Annotated in this window: 17 protein-coding genes and 1 pseudogene; 11 read left to right on the forward strand and 7 right to left on the reverse strand. The window is 52.6% G+C overall.

Annotated features, from left to right (window positions below; genetic code table 11):
* The first annotated feature begins 68 nt into the window (after positions 1-68).
* On the forward strand, positions 69-395 hold the full coding sequence (locus ACQKDS_RS08085) for a YnfA family protein (RefSeq protein ID WP_399668271.1): 327 nt from the start codon (positions 69-71) through the stop codon (positions 393-395).
* Between the two features lie 35 nt (positions 396-430).
* Here ACQKDS_RS08085 and ydfG read toward each other — a convergent pair whose 3' ends face one another.
* The 3 genes from ydfG to ACQKDS_RS08100 all read right to left on the reverse strand — a co-directional run bounded on the left by ydfG (position 431) and on the right by ACQKDS_RS08100 (position 4592).
* Entirely contained in the window at positions 431-1180 is a 750-nt protein-coding gene (ydfG, locus tag ACQKDS_RS08090) for a bifunctional NADP-dependent 3-hydroxy acid dehydrogenase/3-hydroxypropionate dehydrogenase YdfG (protein ID WP_399668268.1), read from the reverse strand.
* 72 nt (positions 1181-1252) lie between these two features.
* Positions 1253-1777, reverse strand: coding sequence for a GNAT family N-acetyltransferase (locus ACQKDS_RS08095; RefSeq protein WP_399668265.1), 525 nt, complete (start codon positions 1775-1777; stop codon positions 1253-1255).
* A gap of 247 nt (positions 1778-2024) precedes the next feature.
* Positions 2025-4592, reverse strand: a complete 2568-nt coding sequence (locus tag ACQKDS_RS08100) for a putative mucin/carbohydrate-binding domain-containing protein (protein WP_399668262.1) — start codon at positions 4590-4592, stop codon at positions 2025-2027.
* Between the two features lie 415 nt (positions 4593-5007).
* Here ACQKDS_RS08100 and guaD point away from each other — a divergent pair, with 415 nt between their 5' ends.
* The 5 genes and pseudogenes from guaD (at position 5008) to dcp (ending at position 13226) form a co-directional block, all read left to right on the forward strand.
* Positions 5008-6339: a guanine deaminase gene (guaD, locus tag ACQKDS_RS08105; protein WP_399668259.1), complete on the forward strand. Its 1332-nt coding sequence runs from the start codon at positions 5008-5010 to the stop codon at positions 6337-6339.
* Entirely contained in the window at positions 6336-7766 is a 1431-nt protein-coding gene (gene xdhA / locus ACQKDS_RS08110) for a xanthine dehydrogenase small subunit (RefSeq protein WP_399668256.1), read from the forward strand. The genes guaD and xdhA overlap by 4 nt, the downstream gene beginning before the upstream one ends.
* Entirely contained in the window at positions 7756-10158 is a 2403-nt protein-coding gene (gene xdhB, locus ACQKDS_RS08115; RefSeq protein WP_399668253.1) for a xanthine dehydrogenase molybdopterin binding subunit, read from the forward strand. Before xdhA ends, xdhB begins: the two co-directional genes overlap by 11 nt.
* Positions 10142-10915: a xanthine dehydrogenase accessory protein XdhC gene (gene xdhC / locus ACQKDS_RS08120; protein WP_399668251.1), complete on the forward strand. Its 774-nt coding sequence runs from the start codon at positions 10142-10144 to the stop codon at positions 10913-10915. The genes xdhB and xdhC overlap by 17 nt, the downstream gene beginning before the upstream one ends.
* Before the next feature lie 120 nt (positions 10916-11035).
* Positions 11036-13226: pseudogene (gene dcp / locus ACQKDS_RS08125) on the forward strand (peptidyl-dipeptidase Dcp).
* 76 nt (positions 13227-13302) lie between these two features.
* Here dcp and hpxO read toward each other — a convergent pair.
* Positions 13303-14460 carry an FAD-dependent urate hydroxylase HpxO gene (hpxO, locus tag ACQKDS_RS08130; RefSeq protein WP_399668248.1) on the reverse strand — a complete coding sequence of 386 codons (1158 nt, stop codon included), beginning with the start codon at positions 14458-14460 and terminating at the stop codon, positions 13303-13305.
* A 295-nt stretch (positions 14461-14755) separates the two neighbouring features.
* On the opposite strand from hpxO, the gene ACQKDS_RS08135 reads away from it, so the two are divergent.
* The 3 genes from ACQKDS_RS08135 to ACQKDS_RS08145 are packed head-to-tail and all read left to right on the forward strand — an operon-like array spanning position 14756 to position 18745.
* Positions 14756-16957: a xanthine dehydrogenase family protein molybdopterin-binding subunit gene (locus ACQKDS_RS08135; RefSeq protein WP_399668245.1), complete on the forward strand. Its 2202-nt coding sequence runs from the start codon at positions 14756-14758 to the stop codon at positions 16955-16957.
* A gap of 14 nt (positions 16958-16971) precedes the next feature.
* On the forward strand, positions 16972-17430 hold the full coding sequence (locus ACQKDS_RS08140; RefSeq protein ID WP_399668242.1) for a (2Fe-2S)-binding protein: 459 nt from the start codon (positions 16972-16974) through the stop codon (positions 17428-17430).
* 10 nt (positions 17431-17440) lie between these two features.
* A complete protein-coding gene (locus ACQKDS_RS08145; RefSeq protein ID WP_399668239.1) occupies positions 17441-18745 on the forward strand; it encodes a c-type cytochrome in 1305 nt (434 codons plus the stop codon).
* Between the two features lie 79 nt (positions 18746-18824).
* On the opposite strand, the gene ACQKDS_RS08150 is transcribed toward ACQKDS_RS08145, so the two are convergent.
* From ACQKDS_RS08150 to ACQKDS_RS08160, 3 genes are all read right to left on the reverse strand, one after another.
* The gene (locus tag ACQKDS_RS08150; RefSeq protein WP_399668236.1) at positions 18825-19358 is read right to left on the reverse strand and encodes an SRPBCC family protein; all 534 of its coding nucleotides are present in this window, start codon (positions 19356-19358) and stop codon (positions 18825-18827) included.
* Entirely contained in the window at positions 19355-19708 is a 354-nt protein-coding gene (locus ACQKDS_RS08155) for an ArsR/SmtB family transcription factor (protein ID WP_399668700.1), read from the reverse strand. The genes ACQKDS_RS08150 and ACQKDS_RS08155 overlap by 4 nt, the downstream gene beginning before the upstream one ends.
* Before the next feature lie 93 nt (positions 19709-19801).
* The gene (locus ACQKDS_RS08160; RefSeq protein ID WP_399668233.1) at positions 19802-20503 is read right to left on the reverse strand and encodes a transporter substrate-binding domain-containing protein; all 702 of its coding nucleotides are present in this window, start codon (positions 20501-20503) and stop codon (positions 19802-19804) included.
* 259 nt (positions 20504-20762) lie between these two features.
* Between ACQKDS_RS08160 and dsdA the strand changes: the two genes are divergently transcribed.
* Positions 20763-22088 (forward strand): D-serine ammonia-lyase, encoded by a 1326-nt coding sequence (gene dsdA / locus ACQKDS_RS08165; protein ID WP_399668230.1) that lies wholly within the window; start codon positions 20763-20765, stop codon positions 22086-22088.
* An 89-nt stretch (positions 22089-22177) separates the two neighbouring features.
* On the forward strand, positions 22178-22783 hold the full coding sequence (locus ACQKDS_RS08170) for a nitroreductase family protein (protein ID WP_399668227.1): 606 nt from the start codon (positions 22178-22180) through the stop codon (positions 22781-22783).
* The last annotated feature ends 10 nt before the right edge of the window (positions 22784-22793 follow it).

Here is a 22793-nt window from a genome sequence, read left to right on the forward strand (position 1 = left end):
ACCACTGCTGATTTGTCGCATGCCAGTCGAGTGCTATTTCGTTTATATTTCGGAGAGAAAACCGCGTTATGTTAAAAACCGGCTTATTGTTCTTTGCTACCGCATTGGCAGAAATTATAGGGTGTTTCCTACCGTATTTGTGGCTCAAAAAGGGCGCTTCCGTAGGGGTGCTGTTACCCGCCGCCGCCAGTTTGGCGATGTTTGTTTGGTTGCTGACGTTACACCCGGCAGCCAGTGGACGCGTGTACGCCGCCTATGGCGGTGTTTATGTTGCCACGGCGCTGGTATGGTTACGGGTGGTTGATGGCGTGAAACTGACGGTGTTCGATTGGTTAGGCGCGGGCGTTGCGCTGGCGGGGATGGTGATTATTGTTGCCGGTTGGCGTACTGCATAGCGCTGATAGCGGCGGGGCGCAGCCCGCCAAAGGCATCAAGATTCGCGATGGATACTCAGCCCAGCGAACGACTGGCTGACAGGCATCATCTCTAGCGTGTTGATATTGACGTGTGCAGGGAGCGTGGCCACCCAAAAAACGGACTCGGCGATGTCTTCCGGCGTTAGCGCGTTGGCACCGTCATAGGTTTTATTCACCTTGCCGTCATCACCTTTGAAGCGCACGTTAGAAAACTCGGTGCCGCCAACCAGCCCCGGCTCAATATCCGTAACGCGAATCCGCGTGCCTTGTAGATCGGCGCGTAAACCAAGGCTGAACTGTTTGACAAACGCTTTAGTGGCACCGTAGACGTTACCGCCTGCGTAGGGCCAGTTGGCGGCGGTCGAGCCGATATTGATTACGTGACCGATATTGCGTTCAACCATCTCTGGCAACAACGCCCGTGTCATATTGACTAGACCTTTGGTGTTGGTATCGATCATGGTTTCCCAATCATCAGCGTTCGCTTTATGGGCAGGCTCCAGCCCCAGCGCCAGCCCAGCGTTGTTCACCAGCACATCAATGTTTCGTAGCCCAACGGGCAAGTCAGCAACGGCCTGCTGAATGGCGGCGCGGTTACGCACGTCCATACAAACGGTGTGCAACGCGTCGCCCAGCTCATCTTTTAATGCTTCAAGCCGTGCAGTGCGACGACCTGTGGCGATCACCTGATGGCCTTCGCGAATAAATTTACGGGCTATTGCTTCGCCAAAACCTGACGTCGCGCCGGTAACGAAAATGATCATCGTGCTGTTCCTCAAGTATTTTTACCCAATGCCTGTCTAGATTATTAACATAATCTCATGGCGCAAAGAAGATCATCGCTGCATTACCGGCAGACGATAAACCACACAATCGTACTTTATATTCTCTCGGCGGCCGCATATGACACCGCCCAGCGCCTCAACCAGCCGCCGGCTGGGTAGATTTTGCTCGGCAACGGGGTAAATAAAGTGCTGCGGGTGATAACGCTCACTGGCCCAAATGGCCATCGCCTGTACCATTTCGCGGCCATAGCCTTGGCCGTGCAGGTTTTCTTTTATCCAGATACCGATTTCCGGTGTTTGGCTGTTTAAATCGTGAATGCCGCCCATGCCAACAAACTGTTTGCTGTCGCGCAAACGGGCAACATAAACGATTTCTTTCCCTTCTTGTAATAGCGGTAGCCAACCTTGCCAAACATAGGCAAAGGCTTCAGGCGAGGGCTCCGGTTCGAAATTCATGAAACGCGTCAGCGTAGGAGTAATCGCCTGATAAACATCATCAGCATCAGCGGCGGTAAAGGGAGCCATCAACAACCGGTCACTGTTCACGCGGCACTGAGAAAGGTCACTATGATTCATTATTACCTCACTTTTCAGGCCAAAACGGCAAAGAACTGCCCCTCCTATTTTCTGGGGCGGATCGTCGATACTACGTTGATTGTTGGCAGATGCGAATATTTTTGTGCAGGTCGCCAAATGGGTGACTTCCCTAACCGCTATATTGTGCGTTCAGGAGAGGTGATCGGTACAATGATCCTGTATCGAAAAGTTAGCAGTAAGAAGGCGACAAGGTGCGGCGAGCTTTGCCACCGCACCCACTTGCTGATTAATCCGTGATACGTTTTAGCCCTGTCGTTGTGATGCAATAACTCTGGTACTTGCCTGTATGCTGTAACCGCCGTTGTTGCATCTCATTGGTGACCACCAATCTGTTTTCAGGTTCTTCATGGCGCAAGTGAATGATTTCGCCACCATAACCGGAAATGGGCAACACCGCGGAACGAGCTTGCTGCACTTGTCTACCGTTAATCTCATCGAAGTATAGCGAATTACCGTCTGCGTCCTCGTAAGCAATCGAGGCGTAAATGTCAGGGAAGTATTGATGTGCAATCCCTGCGTTAATCTTCACCGTCAAGGTTTTATTCACCAAATCGACAACACCGATTAAAAATTGTCGATCGCTAAACCCTTTGCCGACCAGTGTGAACGCATTGCCGATACTGTCATCCGGTTGTTCGTTATTGGCCGGCAGGCAATCTTGATAGCGCACTAGCAGTTGCTCGCGCAGAGGGCTAGCAAAGGCATTAATCGCCAAATAAATCTCATCTTTGAAAGAGGAGAAGGGGGCGTAATAGGCCTGTTGATAGTTGCGTAACTGTGCTACTGCCGATTCTACTGTAACCAATAAATTTTGTTCAGGATCGCCTTGCAGTGCCACATTTTTTAGCCCACTTGGCATGAGTGTTAACAGGTTGGTTTGATTGTTGTGGTCAATGAGATTCGGATAAGCTGGGTTTACTTTCACACGCTGTGGTTCCGCATGATAAATTTCAATTTGGTCGTCCTCATAGAAAGGGACTTCATCATGCGTGAGGCTTGCTTGGGTACCCTGTATATCATTACTGTAATACACTACATTTTGTGCATCGCGGACGATAATTTTTGCATAAGTGACATTCGGATAGTAGACGTGCGGTGTGGTCGTAGTGACGTCAATGATTAGCTTGGATTGAGCCCGATCAATCGTAAGATAAGCAAATGCAGCATCGCCCAACCCTAATAGGGTTATTTCTTGGGAGGCGAGCGATGACGCATCTTTTTTGATGAAATCAAGATCAATAATGTTTTCACCTTGTTTAACAATAAGATAATTAGATGATAATCGATATTTTTGGTCTTTACCAGTAGGAAGGCGCAGCGTGTAAATACCAATCGGCAAATCATTCAATTCCATTGTTGGGTTGTTGATCTGCGTTTTATAGGCATAGCGTGCACCTTCCATCAGGATTATATCCTCGCCGTAAATCTGGGCAAAATCGTCAATAGTAAAATTAATGGTGACATTGCCTTTTAGGCCGCAGCGTTTCAATTGTAAGGCGTCGACCAGACTCAAAGATGACTCAAGCTTTAGCTGCGCTTTCACCGTTTCTAATTGTGATGCACTGACCAATTGATATAGCGGATACACCGCGTGAGCATGGCTGAACATATTATACTCACGTTGTGATTGGCTGACATAACCCCCAGCCAAATCGATAAACGGCGTTACATCTATTTGCTCTCCAGCCTCTGTGAAGCTTTCCGATAACATATCCAAAAGTAGCTGTTCGGACGGAACAAACTCTGGGGTATTACATTTTTCCCGGTAGCGTTGATTAAAGTGCGTGAATGCTTTTTGGCCTGCCTTATCTACCATTAACACGATAAAGTACAGCTTAGAACGTAAATCCCATTGGTTAAGTGGGGTGGACTGCGCGATTAAATCAATGATTTTTCCTTCGACTTTGTCCCTATTACCGTAGTCATAGAGCCAGCCTTCTTTATATTTACGCTCGCCGAGCATAATATCCTGATAACAGGCGGCATAAATATTGTTCCAGACTTCGCCTGTCGAGAAATACCTATCTCCCATAAAGTGCCCTTGATAGCCATGCGCGATTTCATGCAGGCTTCCCCAGTTGCTATCTTCTGGCGTTAGCCAAAAGCTACTGACGGAATTGCTGGTTTCTGCCGTCCAATTTCGACCATAATACGCCGCGCCAGCACCATTTTTATCAGCTTTGATAAAGTAGCGGTTGTTAATATTGAGGTCAGATGCTCTTTCCGCCTCAAATGAAATACCTGTGAGCGCATTATAGAAAGTGAAAATTCGATCGTAATAGGCGATTAACCCATCAATATTTTTAACCTCACCGAGTGATTTTAGCGTGTTCTTACTGATTTTCGGGATCAACAAATTAACATAATCGGACTCAATAAAACCAAATTCGGCGTCTTGAGCATCCCAACGGCTAAAGAATGTATTTTCGCTCTCTCCTTTACGATACACCGGCAATATTTTTGCCGTGTCGGGATATTCAAACTCCACGACAGGCTCCCCTTCCACGTAGGGCGTATCGATAAAGGGTACGGATACCGCATTGATATTGGCCTCAACCCAGTTATTATCGACGCTGAATTCAGCCTCTGTTCGATTATCATCATTCAGCAAGCGTAATCTCAGAGTGGCAGTGAACGCGGTATTAATCTGGCGAACTCTCACCGTTTGTCCAGCTGCGAGAATAATGCCAAGATGTTGGCGATCGTGGCCAATGCCTTTGTTTAATCCAGCGGCGTTGAACCATTCTGGATTGGGTAATGTATAAAGCGATTTTGTTTTAGTTAAAGTAGACATTTTTTCTTCCTGAATTTTATTTTTGATTGAATAACCCTCAGTAAATTAACGAATGCCCACCACAGGGACAAATCAATAGCGTTTGCTGATGGCCCATACAATAAATATCCTCCATTGCTCCACCGACTAAAACTTCGTCACACGATAGGGAGAAGTTAAGGCAAAAATAACCAGCGTTATTGATTGCACGCTGAAGGTGCAGCCAACATTAAACAACACCCAGGCAAACGTTTGCTATTTTTGGAAGGTTATTTTTATTTTATTATTCGTATGATTTTATTATTTAAGTGTATGTTTATAAATAATAAAAAATATAAAACTTCAGTCTGGCATAACGCTTGCTATCTTTAAATTATTACCTGCAATTGATGATAAAACCGCCATAAAATTTGGTGGCTAGAATAGGGCTGGCATTATGAGCATGCAATTTACCACGGCTATTCGTGGCAATTTTTTTGATATCGCTGCCTGTGTTGAACAACCAGAGCAACTGAATGAACAACTGCGGCATATTCCTGATGGCCTATTGCTATTAGATCAAGGCCGTATCGTATGGTTTGGCCGTTGGCAGCAGGGGGAAGAGTTGTTGCCCGATGGATTTCCCGTAACCGATTACAGCGATAAATTGATCGTGCCCGGCTTTGTCGATGCACATATTCATTACCCGCAAACGGAAATGATCGGCGCTTACGGCAGTCAACTGTTGGCATGGCTGAAAAACTATACTTTTCCAACTGAAACTCAATTTGGTTGCGCCGACTATGCCAACAAAATGTCATCTTTTTTTCTGCAACAATTGTTGAGCAATGGCACCACTACGGCCTTGGTATTTGGCACCGTGCATCCAGAATCGGTCGAAGCATTATTCAGCCACGCAATCGCGCTGAACATGCGGCTGATTGCGGGTAAGGTAATGATGGATCGCCATGCGCCGGAGGAATTACTGGAAACACCGCAGCAAAGCTATCAGCAAACGCGAGAACTGATCCTGCGTTGGCACGGCAAACAACGCTTGGGTTACGCCATCACACCGCGCTTTGCACCGACCAGTTCGCCGGCGTTATTGGAACAGGTGCAACGGTTACGCAGCGAGTTCCCTGACGTTTGGCTACACACCCATCTGAGTGAAAACCATGATGAAGTTGCGTGGGTGAAACAACTGTTCCCACAGCACCGCCACTATCTGGATGTCTATCACCATTACGGACTCACCGGGGAAAAAAGCGTATTTGCCCACTGCCTGCATTTGCAAGAGCCAGAATGGGATTGCCTGTACGCCAGCCACTCCTCGATTGCTTTTTGCCCCACGTCTAATTTGTTTCTTGGCAGCGGGTTATTCAATCTCAATCAAGCTTGGCGCAAGCGAGTAAATCTGGGTATCGGCACGGATGTTGGCGCAGGAACAACGTTCAACATGCTGAAAACGTTAGGGGAAGCTTACAAAGTAGCACAGTTGCAGCGTTATGCCTTGTCGGCCTGTGAAGCGTTTTATCACGCCACGCTTGGCGGTGCGCGGGCGTTGGCGCTTGACGATCATATCGGCAATTTTGACGTTGGCAAGGAGGCGGATTTCGTGGTGATCGACCCCGCAGTTTCACCCTTGCAGCAGTTACGCGATGCTAACAGTCGTGACCTAACGGAGCGGCTATTTATCTTGATCACTTTAGGTGACGATCGCAACATTTACCGTACTTATGTCGATGGCAAAGTGGTGTATTCCTCCTCGACACAACAGGAGGCCGCATGATCCAGTTTTTACTGAACCAGACTTTGCACAGTGAAGAGCAACTTGACCCCAATACCACGGTGCTGAATTACCTGCGCCGTCACTTGGGGCGGTGTGGCACCAAAGAAGGTTGTGCCTCGGGCGATTGTGGTGCCTGCACGGTAGTATTGGCAGAGGTAGACGGTGATGTGTTGCGCTATCGCAGCATTAATGCTTGTCTGACATTTGTCAGCGAATTGCATGGTAAACAGTTGATTACCGTAGAGGATTTGAAGCAAAACGGTCAGTTGCACAGTGTACAGCAGGCCATGGTTGAGTGTCATGGTTCACAGTGTGGGTTCTGTACGCCGGGTGTAGTGATGTCGATGTTCTGTTTGCAAAAAAATAGCCATCACTATCAACGGCAAATCGCGCAACAGGCGCTGGCAGGCAACCTGTGTCGCTGCACGGGCTACCGGCCGATTACCTCCGCCGCACAACAGGCTTGCGATAATAAGGTGCCAGACAGCTTTGATCGGCAACAACAACTGACCGTGCAGCGTCTACGGCAAATTGCGCCGACTGACGAATTGCGTGTTAATGGCAAACGCTGCCTGTTCCCCCATAGCGTCGATCAACTGGCCGAACTGTATCAACAATACCCGCAGGCTAAATTATTGGCGGGGGGCACTGATTTAGCGCTGGAGGTGACCCAGCGCCACCAGTCTATACCGCTGATGATTGCCGTCGGTCAAATCGCCGCGTTGCAGCAGGTTGAGGTTGGCGACCGGTTATGTATTGGTGCAGGTGCAACGCTCAGCCAACTTTATCCGCTGTTAACGGATTATCATCCCGCCTTTGGCGAACTGCTACAGCGCTTTGCCGCCCAGCAAATCCGCAATCAGGGGACGCTAGCGGGCAATATCGCTAATGCCTCACCTATCGGTGACATTGCGCCGGTGCTGTTAGCGTTGAATGCCACGTTGATGCTACGCCGTGGCGGGCAACAACGTGAACTGCCATTGAGTGCGTTTTTCCTCGATTATCGTCAGACAGCATTGCAGCCTGGTGAGTTTATCGAGAGAGTTTTGCTACCGGCGCAGGCTCCGGACGATTTGCGGGTGTGGAAAGTGTCGAAACGTCTTGAGGACGATATTTCTGCGGTGTGCGGGGCCTTCAACCTAAAAATTGAAGGCGGTGTCGTTCGCGAGGCACGGGTGGCTTACGGCGGTATGGCGGCGGTGCCCAAGCGAGCAGCGGCATGCGAGCAGGCGTTAGTCGGTGCGTTGTGGAATAGCGCGAGTGTTGAACGTGCCGCGCAGGCGCTAACTCAGGACTTCACACCATTAAGCGATTTTCGAGCCAGCAGCGCTTACCGCATGTTGGTTGCACAAAATTTGCTGCGCCGCTATTTCATTGCGCTTACGGCACCGCAAACGGCCATCGAGGTGATGCATCATGAGTCATAAACCGCAGCAAAATATCCATCAGGCCGCGTTAGCCGCTCGCTTTCGCCAGCCGATGACCAGCGTCGCTGGCCGTAGCATCAAACATGAAAGCGCGGTTAAACACGTCAGCGGAGAAGCGCAATACATTGATGACAGGCTGGAGTTCCCGAATCAGTTACATTTGGCCGCTAAGCTGAGCGAATATGCCCATGCGCATATTACGGGGCTGGATGTCTCCGCCTGCTATCAGTTTCCCGGCGTGGTTCGGGTATTAACTTGGCAAGATGTACCGGGGCAATTGGATATTGCACCGTTAACGGAGGGCGATCCGTTATTAGCGAAGGATAAAGTGGAATACATCGGCCAAATTGTGGCCGTGGTCGTGGCGACTGATGCCGAAACGGCCTGGCGTGCCGCGCAGGTGGTGAAGGTGAGCTATCAGGCGTTGCCCACCCAGTTGGACGTGGTCACCTCACTGCAACGGGGCATCGTGGTTCAGGAAAGCCACTGTCATCGGCGCGGCCAGGCCGATGCCGCACTGGCACAAGCCAAACATCGCTTACAGGGAGAACTGCACGTTGGTGGGCAGGAGCATTTTTATCTGGAAACCCAGATAGCCTCGGTGTTGCCTACGGAGGACGATGGCATGCAGGTCTATTCTTCTACACAAAATCCGACCGAGGTACAAAAATTGGTGGCGTCGGTGCTGGATGTGCCAATGCACAAAGTAGTGGTCGACATGCGTCGCATGGGGGGCGGGTTTGGTGGTAAAGAGACTCAGGCTAGCGTGCCGGCCTGTTTGTGCGCACTGGCCGCACATCTCACCGGTAGACCCGCCAAAATGCGCCTGAATCGGCACGACGATATGCTGATAACTGGCAAGCGCCATCCCTTTTATATTCGCTATGACGTCGGATTTGACGATACAGGGCGGCTGCACGGGGTAAAGATCGATTTGGCCGCGAACTGCGGTTACTCACTCGATTTATCCGGTTCGATTGTCGACCGCGCGATGTTCCACGCAGATAACGCCTACTTTTTACAAGACGTTGTGATAACCGGTCATCGTTGTAAAACGCATATTGCCTCGAACACCGCATTTCGCGGCTTTGGCGGCCCACAGGGCATGATGGCGATTGAGCGCATTATGGATCATATCGCGCGCCATCTGGTGCTTGACCCTTTGGCCGTTCGTCAAACCAATTATTATGGCAAGCAAACGCGAAACGTGACGCATTATCAGCAACCGATCGAGCAGAATTTGTTGCATGAGATCACGACAGAATTGCAGCATAGCGCCGATTACCAAGCGCGGCGGGCAGCGATCCGCGGCTTTAATCAGCGCAGTCCGGTGTTAAAAAAGGGGTTGGCACTAACACCGGTGAAGTTTGGGATTTCGTTTACCGCCAGTTTTCTTAATCAGGCGGGGGCGTTGGTGCTGATTTACACCGATGGCAGTATTCAGCTCAACCACGGCGGCACTGAAATGGGGCAGGGATTAAATACCAAGGTGGCGCAGATCGTGGCAGACGTGTTTCAAGTGAATATAGAACGCATTCAGATCACCGCCACGGATACCGGTAAAGTGCCGAATACCTCGCCGACTGCGGCGTCATCCGGTACCGATTTGAATGGCAAAGCGGCAGAAAATGCGGCGCTGACTATCAAACAACGGCTGATCGCGATGTTGGCGCGCTTGCATGAGGTTGATGCCGAGCAGATTGTGTTCAGTAATGGTCAGGTGCGCGTCGGCGATCGCTATTTCAGTTTCGAACAGGTCGTGCAAACGGCCTACCTGAATCAGGTTTCGCTTGCCAGTACCGGTTACTATCGAACGCCAAAGATTTTCTATGATCGAGACAAGGCGGCGGGGCATCCATTTTATTACTTTGCCTACGGGGCAGCCTGCGCCGAAGTGGTGATCGATACGCTAACCGGCGAATATACCCTGTTGCGTGCAGATATTTTGCATGACGTAGGGGACTCGCTTAACCCAGCGATTGATATTGGTCAGATAGAAGGCGGCTTTATTCAAGGAATGGGCTGGTTGACGACCGAAGAGCTGGTGTGGGATACGCAGGGAAAGCTGCTGACTCATGGCCCGGCCAGCTACAAAATCCCGTCCATTGGCGATGTACCGGCAGATCTACGGGTGACGTTGTTGGAAAACCGCAAGAATCCGCAACATACGGTGTTCCATTCCAAAGCGGTGGGTGAACCGCCATTCATGTTGGGGATTGCCGTATGGTGTGCAATTAACGATGCCGTGGCCAGCTTGGCGGATTACCGCATTCAGCCGCAGATTGATGCACCGGCAACGCCTGAGCGGGTACTGTGGGGCGTACAGCACATACTCAATAGTGACAATGTCACAAATAATGCAGCGGAGAGCGGCGATGGACGAGTGGATTGATGAGCTGGCAGCATTGCGGCAACGCGGTGAACCTTGTGTACTGGTCACGGTGGTGGATGAACACGGTTCTACCCCACGCAACCGGGGTGCAAAGATGTTGGTAACGGTGAACCACGCGGTCGACACTATTGGTGGTGGGCATTTGGAGTTCAGTGCCTTAGCCATCGCCCGCGAAATGCTGCAGCAACACGAAAGAACGCTGCGTGTAGAAGGTTTTCCGCTGGCCGCTCGACTGGGGCAGTGCTGCGGTGGAACAACCCGTCTGTTGTTTGAACCACTGATTCCACCCCGGCAGGAAGTCGCGTTGTTTGGCGCGGGGCACGTCGGACGGGCGCTGGTGCAGATCTTGGCGACCTTACCGCTACATGTGCGCTGGATAGATAGCCGTGTGGAGCAGTTTCCGCTGCGGCTACCTGACAACGTTTGCCAATACGTTGAAGACGATCTGCTCGACGCCGTCGATGCCATGCCACCCAATAGCATTTATATCGTGATGACTCACGACCATGCGCTGGATTTAGCGTTGGCGGAACGGATATTAAGACGGGGCGATGCCGGTTATTTCGGTTTGATTGGTTCAGTGACGAAGCGCAAACGCTTCGAATATCAACTTGCCCAACGCGGCGTTGCCCAACCGCGCATTGCCACTATGCGTTGCCCCTTGGGATTGCCCGATGTGAAAGGGAAACTCCCTGCTGAAATCGCGGTAGCAGTGGCGGGAGAAGTGATCGCCTGTTATCACACCAATACGGGTTAATACCTATTGGGCAAAAAGCGGCTATCCAATTGTTTTTGTTCAATCTGCCAACTGAGCCTAAGCTTGGGGATGGTTGGGAACACGTGCTTTCCCGGATTCAACATGGAGGAGTTACGATTGATGCGATTATCCGCTTTAGTATTGGCAATGGGGATGGCGCTAAGCGCCCAGGCGCAAGCCGAAGACAGCAAACAGGAATCTGACACCGTGGTGCCGGGTGAGCAGGCAAAGGCGCAAAATACCACCGCGCGAGCCAAAGAAAACCGTAATCCGTTCTACCAACCCAGCCCGTTGGTGTTTCAGGCCCCGCCGTTCGATCGCATCCAAGATACCGATTACGCACCCGCCATCGACGCCGGTATCCAACAAAAACGGGAAGAGGTGGAGCGCATCGCCAACAATCCTGATGCGCCAACTTTCGACAATACCGTGGTGGCGTTGGAACGCACCGGCGCGCTGTTAACGCGGGTAATGAGCGTATTTGGTGCCATGACCTCGGCCAATACCAACGACACGCTACAACAGCTAGATGAGGAAACCTCACCGAAGCTGGCGGCGCTGGATGATGCCGTGATGCTCAACAGCAAGCTTTTTGCGCGTATTAACACCATTTACCAACGGCGTGATGCGCTGGATCTGGATGCGGAATCTCGTCGGCTACTGGAAGTGACCTATCAACGTTTTGAACTGGCTGGCGCTAATTTGTCTGATGCGGATAAAACCAAACTGAAGGCATTGAATCAAGAAGCGGCCACGTTGAGCACCCAGTTCACCAATAAACTGCTGACGGCGACCAAAAACGGGGCGCTGGCAGTCAGAGAACCGTCCAAGTTAGACGGCCTTTCCGCCGGGGAGATTGCCGCCGCGGCGCAGGCTGCCAGCGAACGCAATCTGGCAAACCAGTGGTTGCTGGTTTTACACAACACCACGCAACAACCTGGGTTACAAAGCCTAAGCAATCGGGATACCCGTAAAGCGCTGTTTAATGCGTCTTGGACGCGTGCCGAGCAAGGTGACGCTAACGATACCCGTCACATTATCACCCGTTTGGCCAAGGTGCGTGCGGAACAGGCTCGTTTGTTGGGCTTCCCGGATTATGCCACCTGGAAACTGCAAAATCAGATGGCGAAAACGCCGAAAGCGGCGCTGAGCTTTATGCGAGATATTGTGCCGGCAGCCACCGCGCGTGCGCAACGTGAAGCCAACGATATGCAACAAATGATCGACCAACAGCAAGGCGGGTTTACCTTGGCGGCCTGGGATTGGCCGTTCTACGCTGAGCAGCGTGCGTAAGGCTAAATATGATTTGGATGAGTCACAAATCAAACCTTATTTTGAACTGAATAACGTACTCAATAACGGTGTATTTTACGCGGCGAATTTGTTGTACGGCATCAGTTTTAAACCCCGTAACGATCTGCCGGTTTACCAGCCTGACGTGCGGGTTTATGAAGTATTTGATAAAGATGGAGAATCGTTGGCGCTGTTCTATACCGATTTCTTTAAGCGCGACAACAAGGGTGGCGGCGCTTGGATGAGCAACTTTGTCGAGCAGTCCAAGCTCAATGGCACTAAGCCGGTAATCTACAATGTCACTAACTTCACTAAACCGGCGCCGGGGCAGCCAGCGCTATTATCCTATGATGATGTGATCACGCTGTTCCACGAATTCGGCCACGCACTGCACGGCATGTTTGCCGAACAACGCTATGCAAGCCTATCCGGCACGAATACCGCCCGCGACTTTGTCGAGTTCCCGTCGCAGTTCAACGAACATTGGGCACGTGATCCCAAGGTGTTTGCTCATTTTGCCAAGCACTACCAAACCGGCGAGGCGATGCCGCAGGCATTGGTTGATAAGATTAACAAAGCCGATAAGTTCAACAAAGGGTATGACATGACCGAACTATTGGCCGCCGCACTGCTGGATATGCATTGGCATAGCCTAACGGCAGGGCAGCCGCAGCAGGATGCCGATCGGTTTGAGAGCGGCGCGTTGCAACAAGAGCACATTAATCTTAGCCAAGTTCCTCCGCGCTATCGCTCCAGTTATTTCCAACATATCTGGGGGAACGGCTATGCAGCCGGTTATTACGCCTATCTGTGGACACAAATGCTGGCGGATGATGCCTTTCAATGGTTCAGCGAACACGGTGGCTTGACGGCGGAAAACGGTCAACGTTTTCGTGACGGAATATTGTCACGTGGTAACAGTCAGGACTTGGAAAAACTGTACGTTGATTGGCGCGGCAAAGCGCCCAACATCGAACCGATGTTGATCAACCGCGGGTTGAAAGACCAGAGTCAATAAGTAAATCTGACGTGGCGCGAACATTCGCGCCTCAATTGTCACGCTATGGCGTTCGGTGCGGTCGGCGTATTAACCGCTAGGCCAAGGGGCCACCGAGGATCGTTTCTTTCATTCCCGACAGGATTCGCTCACCGGTTTCGGTTTTCAGCTCTTCATACCAGCCACGCGTGACGGACATTTCTTTGCCATGCGTGATGTCGCACCGTTTACGGGCTTTCAGTACCAGATCTTTCACCCGATAGCTGCGTTTTTCTTGATAGCGCAGCAGCGCGTCTTCGATACCTAACGAGTTGGTTTGCAGGGCGATGGCTAAAACCACTGCATCTTCCATCGCCGCACAGCCCCCTTGACCAATATCTGGCGTGGTACTGTGGCCGGCATCCCCCAACAAAGCGACGCGTCCGCGCACCAGTTGTTCAAACGGTTCAATATCGTGGATTTCGATACGGTTAGTGGTTTGCGGATCGATGGCGGCAATCAGTTTTTGCACCGGTTCAGCCCAACCGCTGAAATAGCGTTGCAGGTCGTGGCGTACCGTTGAACGATCTTCTGCCAGCCCTTTTGCCAGTGGCACATCGAAAAAGAAATAGAACCGGTTACCGGAAACCGGCATCAGCGACACGCGCTTACCTTCACCGACAAAGGTTGTCCACTGATTGGCCGGTGCAAGGGACGCATCAAGGGTGACCAAGCCGTTCCAGTTAACGTAACCGGCATAGCGACGCTCAACCCGACGCCCCAACACATAAGGACGGATCACCGAATGTGTGCCGTCAGCCGCGATCAAAAAATCGCCGTTGGCCTGTGAACCATCGTCAAACCAGGCAGTAACGCCCTGCGAGGATGAGTCGATGTGGGTGACTCGCTTACCGAAATGTATCTGTTCATGACCATAGGTTTCAAGCAGCATAGTTTGTAACTCGGCACGTGCGACCGGATAGGGGCGTTCTCCCACGCTTTCTACCAACGGATCGAGGCTAAAACGCGTCAACGTTTGGCCGTACCACGCATCCTGATAAGCCATATACTGCATCGCGCCGCCTAACGCCCGCAGCTGTTCTTTCATTCCGAGGTAATTCAGGCACTTTACGCCGTTAGGCCACAGGGAAATGGCGGCGCCAACCGGCTTGATCTGCTTAACCGCTTCGAATACTTCGGTTTCAATACCACAACGTTTTAATGCAATGGCGCTGCACAGGCCGCCAATGCCCCCACCAATAATGATTGCTTTCATTGTTTGCATCTCCTTACGTGATAGTGAGGAAAAGCAATTTCCATACCAGGGGCCCAAATATGCGGCAATCCGTCTATCAACGGCATAAACCCGGTAACAAGTAGCGCGATGATGGTGCAAAAAACGCGCCGTTGAACCGCGATAACGCATTCCGCGCGCTATTCCACCGCCGTTAAATAATTCGACTACGCTAAAACTGTTGCGCTTAAGCCCGTGGGCGTGGCGTAAACCCTAAACTATAAAAATTCCGTTGCCGTTATGAACCTAACGATCGGCATTTCAGGAGCGATGAGCAATGAAACTACCTTCACTCCCGCTGACGCGGCGGCGGTTTATCGTGAGTTCCGGCGCATTAGTGATCGGCGCTTACCTGCCGGCGAGCGGTGCATTGGCGCGTGCTGGCACGGCGTCAGCCGACATCTTTGAACCTAATGCTTTCGTGCAGATAAGCCAGGACGGTATCGTGACCGTACTGAGTAAGCACACCGAAGTAGGGCAAGGCGTTTATACCGGCATGGCGACGTTAGTCGCGGAAGAGTTGGATGCCGATTGGGCACAGGTGCGGGTGATTGCCGCCCCGGTCGATACCGCCATCTATAAAAATCTGTCGTTTGGCTTTCAGGGCACGGGGGGCTCGAGCTCGGTCGCCAATGCTTATCAACAGATGCGTAGCATGGGCGCAATGGCGCGGGCGATGCTGGTGCAGGCTGCGGCCAGTCAGTGGCAGGTTAACCCGCAAGACATTCGCGTTCATCAAGGCAAGATTCGCCATGCGGCCAGTGGGCGGGAAACCGGCTTCGGTGAGTTGGCCGCGTTGGCGGCCCGGTTAACGCCCCCGGATCCCAGCCGATTAACGCTGAAAGACCCCGCAGACTTCAGTCTGATTGGCAAAAAAACGGGGTTACATCGGGTAGATTCCGTGGCGAAAACTAACGGCAGCGCGTTGTTTGCGCAAGATATTCATGAGCCAGATATGCTGACCGTCACGCTGCTTAAGCCGCCGCGTTTTGGCGGCAAACTGGTGTCATTTGATGCCAGCGAAGCGCTCAGCATCCCTGATGTGGTGATGGTTAAACAGACCGATACCGGCATTGCGGTGTATGCCAAAAACACCTGGGCGGCGATTAAAGGGCGTGAAAAACTGCGCGCCGAATGGGATGACACGCAGGCGGAAAAACGCAGCACGGCGCAGATCTTTGCCGAGTTTCGGCAAAAAGCGCAGCAGCCTGGCGTGGTCGCCGCCAGCCATGGCAAGCCGGATGCGGCATTTGCCGATGCCGACAGAATCATTGAAGCAGAATATACCTTTCCCTATGTGGCTCATGCGCCGATGGAACCGCTGGACGGTTACCTGTTCTGGGATGGCGAAAGCGTCAAGGCGCGCTACGGCTGCCAAATTCAGACGCTGGATCACGCCCAACTGTGTGATTTGTTCAAACTACCAGCGGAAAAAGTCACCATAGAAACCCTGTTAGCCGGCGGCAGCTTTGGCCGACGTATCGATCTGGGTAATCCGGTATTGGGACCCGATCTGGTTGCCGATATGGCCGCCGCTGCCAAGGCGCTGGGGCCGGGACATGGCGTGAAAGTGGTCTGGACGCGCGAAGATGACATCCGTAATGGCTGGTATCGGCCGATGGTGTTACATCGCCTGCGTGCGGCGATCCGGGACGGTAACATTGTGAGTTGGACCAACACCATCGTCGGCCACTCATTCACCGTCAACAGTGCGCTGTCATCAATGGTCAATAAGGGCGTTGATCAGCTGATGATCGAGGGTGCCAGCGTGATTCCTTATGGTGTTGAAAACTTTCGCTGTGATGCGCACATTGTGCCGGGCAAGGTGCCGACGACGTCATTGAGATCGGTTGCCAGCACGCATACTGGCCACGCGGTGGAGTGTTTTATCGATCAACTGTTACAGGAGATAGCCCAAGATCCGGTTGAAGGACGTCTGGCCTTGATGCAGGGGACGCCGCGCGGCGCTGGCGTGCTACGCGCGGTGGCGCGTGCCGCTAACTGGCAAGGGGCGAAGGTGAGTGATGGACGGGCGCGTGGCGTGGCCGTCGCCAAAGCGTTTGATACCCATGTGGCGCAAATCGCGGAGGTGTCGATCGGGGAAGGGGGCATTCCGCGCGTTCATAAAGTGTGGTGCGCGGTAGATTGCGGCGTAGCGATAAACCCGGACGTGATTCGAGCGCAAATTGAGGGCGGTATCGGCTATGGCTTAAGCATGGCGCTGTACGGCAACATCACGCTGAAGGATGGATTGATAGAACAATCTAACTTCAACAATTTCCGCCCGTTGCGGATGGATGAAATGCCAGACATTGAGGTCATCATCGTGCCTTCTAATGAAAAACCGACCGGCGTTGGCGAACTGGGTGTACCGACCATTGCCCCAGCCGTCGCGAATGCGCTCGCGCTGCTGGGGCGGCCACGCTCGTCGTTGAATCTGCCATTACATCGTCCCCACGGCTCACCTGCCGACGTCTGAATAAGGAGAACAACATGATTACCTTAATGGTGAATGAACAATCGCTGACGTTTGACGGTGACACGACGATGCCGCTGTTATGGTTCTTGCGTGATGAAGCGGGGTTAACCGGCACCAAATTTGGTTGCGGTATCGCACTGTGCGGCGCCTGTACGGTACATCTTGATGGTGTGCCGGTGCGGGCTTGTGTCACACCGATTGCATCGGCAGTGGGGAAGAAAATCACCACCATTGAAGCCATCAGCGAAACCCCGGAGGGTAAGGCGGTGCAGGACGCTTGGGTTAACCTTGATGTGGTGCAGTGCGGTTATTGTCAGTCCGGCCAAATTATGAGCGCCAGCGCACTGTTGTCACAAACGCACACGCCCAGCGATGCAGACATTGACGCGGCGATGAGTGGCAATGTCTGCCGTTGCGCGACCTATGTGCGCATTCGTGCCGCTATTCATCAGGCCGCCAAAACCTTGGACTAAGGGGAAACCAATGATCAAACTCCTGAAGGGGTTATTAGGGCTGGCGATTGCTGGCGTGGTGATAGTAGGGGGCTTTGCGGTGTATACCCTGCTGCGGTCACAGGGGCCGGAACCGAGATCCCCCATTGCCGGTGCGCCTGTCGGCATCAACGGTAGCGTGGCGCGCGGCGAATACTTAGCCCGTGCTGCCGACTGTGTGGCTTGCCATACCGCACCCGGTGGCACGCCCTACGCCGGAGGTTTAGCGTTTAAACTGCCGTTTGGCACGCTGTATGGTACGAATATCACGCCAGATAAAGAAACCGGTATTGGTAATTGGAGTGATGAGGAGTTTGTGCGTGCCGTAAGGCAGGGTATTGCTCCGCATGGCAATCTTTACCCAGCGATGCCCTACACCGCGTATACCGCAATGAGCCTAGAGGATGTGCTCGCCATTAAGGCCTATCTGTTCAGTTTGCCGCCGGTAAAACAAGCTAACCCGCCAAACGCGTTGCCTTTTCCGTTCAATCAGCGCTGGGGCATGACGTTTTGGAATCTGGCGTTCTTTGACGACAAACGTTTTGAAATAAACCGCCAACACGATGAGCAGTGGAATCGAGGGGCCTATTTGGCTACCGCGTTAGGGCACTGCGGTGAATGCCACACGCCGCGCAATCTGGGGTTTGGCCTCAAGCAGAGTAAGCATTTGAGCGGCGCGGTGATCCAGGGGTGGTTTGCCGCCAATATCACCCCGGATGAACAGACCGGTATTGGCAGTTGGAGCGACGCGCAACTGTCACAATATCTGGCAAACGGCCATGCACCCGGCCGTAGCAGCGCCTCTGGCCCGATGGCGGAGGCGGTGGAACACAGCCTTCAATTCTTAACGCCGGCGGATAATCAGGCGCTAGTGAACTATTTGCGCAATATTGAACCCATTGCCGGTGATCGTGCCAGCGCAGTCAATTTGCAGCCCAAAGCGGCGTTGGCCTCTAGCGCGGTATTGCCCGCAGGGCAGGACAACACGCTGGGGCGTCGGTTATTTGCCGGTGATTGCAGCGGCTGCCATCAATGGGATGGTGAAGGTCGTCAGACCAAATATGCCTCGCTGGTTGGCAGCACAGCGGTGAATGATCCCCAAGGGCGCAGCGTAGTGCAGGCGATTTTAAAAGGAACACACATTACCATCGGCGGCCAGCGCGCCTTTATGCCGGAGTTTGGCGCACAGTATTCGGATGAAGAAGTGGCGGCAGTGGCAAATTATGTGGTGAGCCACTTCGGAGATAAACAGGGTACGGTGAGCGCTAAACAGGTTGCAGAACAACGCCAACAGTAATCAGCCGCAGGGGGCGATTGATCGTTACTCGCCCCTTGCGACGTTGTAGATTTATGCTGGCGTGGTTTGCCTATCATGCTTACAGTTTGCTGCGATACGCCTCCTGCACGCGAACCAATGTCGCCCAAAATGGACGTGCCGGTTGATCGTGCAGACGGTCGACCAAAATATCCAGATGCGTATGCCAGCCGCCGGCAACGCTGAGCATTTGATCGCGGTTTGCCAAACGGCGATGGGTGACGGTGAGCAACACGTTCTCACCCTGTTCGGTCAGCTCGAAGGTGACCTCTGACGGGCGGCTATTCTCTTGCTCTTCCCACGTGAAGCTCAATACGCGGGGGGGAAACAGACAGGTAATGCGCCCCAGATTGGTGACGCTGCCGCTGAATTTTTTAAATTCCGGCGGCGGTGGCTCGTTTTTCCCTGCCAGTTCGGCATTGTGGAACACTAGTGCCAGCGGCGCGCCGACTTCCAGTTCCATGTCGCCGGCAGCCAACCAGGTTGCTCGCTTGTCGGACTCGGTCAAATAGGCCCACACGCGCTCGATGGGGCCCGGTAGCAGACGTTGAATACGCAGCGTGCCCGTTTCTATCATCATACCGTAGTCATTCATGGTTCACTCCTTGGGGGATCTGAAGCGGCCTGACGCAACGTGTTTTCCAATGCGTCGAGCCGCTCCGTCCAAAACTGTTCATAGGTTTGCAGCCATTGCATGACCTGCGCCATCGGCCCAGGGTCGAGTCGGCAAATATGGTTTCTTCCTTGCACGGTTCGTTGCACCAACCCGGCTTGTTCCAGCGTTTTGATGTGCTTGGAAGCCCCGGCAAATGACATGTTAAACGGCGCAGCCAGCTCGCCGACGCTGTGGTCGCCTTCAGCTAACGTGCGCAAGATGGCACGTCGTGTGGGGTCAGACAGCGCATGAAAGATGGTGTCCAACGGAGAGGAAGATAATTTAACCATGTGGTTAAATATAGAACAGCCTTGGAGATATTCAACCATGTTGTTGAACATTTTTTCAGCGCAGCGGCATCGCCGCGTCAAACGATACGTCGCTCACGTATCCGGACGATCGGCGGCCACGATCGCGGTGATCGTGCCGTCTTGTTGCCATTGCTTAATCTGGGTGCAAAGGTAAGCATGCAATGCCATTTTTGCATTAGGCACACAGATGGCCTGATTGATCTGAGTAAAACTGTCTTTTAACACGCGAAACTGCGGATGGTTTTTTGCCGCCTGCGCCAACGGTTGGCGTACGCCAGCGGCCATATCGCCTTCGCCTTGTAAAAACGCGCTAATCGCCTGTTGTGAGGACGGTAAGCGATTCAGCGTTGCCTGCGTTAACGTTCGGCTGAGGTATAAATCATAGGCGGCACCTTTTCCTACGTTGATCACGACGTCAGGCCGGTCCATCTGTTTAACGCTTTGCCATGGCGAGGCGGCATTAACCAGTAGCGTACCTTCAATACTGAGGTACGGTTCGGTAAAACTGAGTACCGTTTGTCGTTTAGGATCGATAGCCAGAAAGGCCATATCCCAACGATGTTTATCGGCGTCATCGACTACCTTGCCCGCAGTGGGATAGGTGATAAAGTGGGCTGAGACACCAAGCTGGTCGGCAATCTTACGCGCCAATTGCACGGTAATCCCATCGGGTTGGCCTTTGTCATCAAGCCGGGCTAAGACACTGTTGCCAAGATTAATGGCAACGGTTAATGCGGTCGGGTGTAGTAAGTCACTCTGGGCGCGTTTTGGCACAACATCCTCCTCATTGGCCTGGCAAGGTGTCGCCGGGCATTAGCTGCGGCGCGAAAGATGTGCCACACGCTCTACAGTGTAGGCTAGCCGCTAACAGCCATACAACTGCCACGAGCGGCCGCAGATAGCGTGGGCAGGTGGATATTGGTTAACCAACCTGTGATGGGTGGCTGATAAATAATAGAGGGGAAAACAGCGTATTGCGCGGGTTGGGGCTTTGCGCCATGCTAAACCTACCCTTTCTTGCAGGACGCGAATAATGAAGCAAAGTGATATTAAAGCGTTGATCGCCCGCTATCCGTTGGTTGCCAAGCTGATTGCGCTCGAGCCGGTCAATTGGTTTAACCCGCGATCGACCACGTTGGCGGAAGGATTGCCTTTCGTCGGTTTGGCGGAAAAGGACGTGGCGCAGGCTGAACAACGTCTGGCGCGCTTTGCGCCCTATATCCGCCGCGCGTTTCCCGAAACCCGTGCGGCTGATGGCATGATTGAATCCGAGCTGGTCGCCATCCCAGCGATGCAGCAGGCGCTGAATGCGCATTATGGGCAGGATGTCACCGGTCGCCTGTGGTTGAAAAAAGACAGCCATCTGCCGATTTCAGGGTCGATCAAAGCGCGTGGCGGTATTTATGAAGTATTGACCCACGCAGAGATTTTGGCGATGGGAGGCGGTTTGCTGCAACCGGGCGACGATTACGGCAAGATAGATTCTGATACGTTCCGCCAGTTTTTTAGCCAATACCGTATTGCCGTCGGTTCGACCGGTAATCTGGGGCTATCGATCGGTATTATCAGCGCCAAACTGGGTTTTTCGGTCACTGTGCATATGTCGGCTGACGCCCGCGACTGGAAAAAGCAAAAGCTGCGTGAGCATGGGGTTAACGTGGTGGAGTACGCGCAAGATTACGGTGTTGCCGTCGAGGAAGGGCGTAAACAAGCGGCCAACGATCCGCAATGTTTCTTTATTGATGATGAAAACTCGCAAACGCTGTTTCTCGGCTATGCCGTGGCCGGTGGTCGATTGAAACAGCAATTTATTCAACAAGGCATCCCGGTTGATGAACAACATCCTCTGTTGGTGTATTTACCCTGCGGCGTCGGCGGAGGGCCTGGCGGCGTCGCGTTTGGCTTGAAACTGGCGTTTGGCGATCATGTACACTGTTTTTTTGCTGAGCCGACCCATTCCCCTTGCATGCTGCTAGGCGTGCATACCGGCTTGCACGATCAAATCGCGGTACAGGATCTGGGCATCGATAACCTGACCGCAGCCGATGGGCTAGCCGTTGGTCGCGCATCCGGTTTTGTCGGGCGGGCGATGGAACGATTGTTGGATGGTTTCTACACCTTGAGCGACGGTGAAATGTACCGTTTGTTGGCGATGTTGAATAAGCAGGAACACATTCAGTTGGAGCCTTCCGCGCTGGCCGGTATGCCGGGGCCATGGCGCGTTAGCGCAAACCAATCTGCTTTGGCGCACCGCGGTATTGATGCGCAAAAAATGGCGAATGCAACGCACGTGGTTTGGGCCACCGGTGGCGGTATGGTACCGCAGGCGGAGATGGCGGCGTATCTGACGCAGGCGTAAGCCGTGTGTCGCTGTCAGAACACCACTTTCATCGGGCCAGTTTTGAGGCATAATGTCTGCCGCGAATCCATTTTAATTAAAGGAATATCATGAATACGCTTGATGCTATTACCCAACGCCGGGCTACCAAACAATTTGATACGCAACATGTGATGACGCTTGAAGAGAAAAAAGCGCTGTTGAATATCGCGCTACAAAATGCGCCGAGCGCCTTTAACCTGCAACATTGGCGTCCGTTGCTGGTGGAAGATCCGGTGCAGCGTGCCGCGATCCGCGAAGTGGCTTGGAATCAGGCACAGGTAACGGATGCATCGATGCTGGTCATTTTATGCGGGGATTTATCCAGTTGGGAATCGCAGGTCAAAACGATCTGGCATGAAGCAGCAGAGCCGGTACAGCAGTTCATGTATCCGGCTATCGATCAATATTATCGTGATAAACCGCAGGTGCAACGTGATGAAATCATGCGTAGCAGCGGTATCTTTGCCCAAACCTTAATGTTGGCGGCAAAAGCACAGGGATATGACTCTTGCCCAATGGACGGTTTCGATTTTGATGCGGTGGGAAGCATCATTAATAAACCGGATCAATACCAGATCGCGTTAATGGTTGCGATCGGGAAAGGCATCAGCCAGCCATACCCACGCATCGGTAAACTGCCAATTGAGCAGGTTGTCAGCATCGACCGCTTCTGATCGCCATGGC

The organism is Serratia sp. NPDC078593, from assembly GCF_050268245.1.
In the GTDB taxonomy this organism is placed as follows: Bacteria; Pseudomonadota; Gammaproteobacteria; order Enterobacterales; family Enterobacteriaceae; genus JBNNGK01.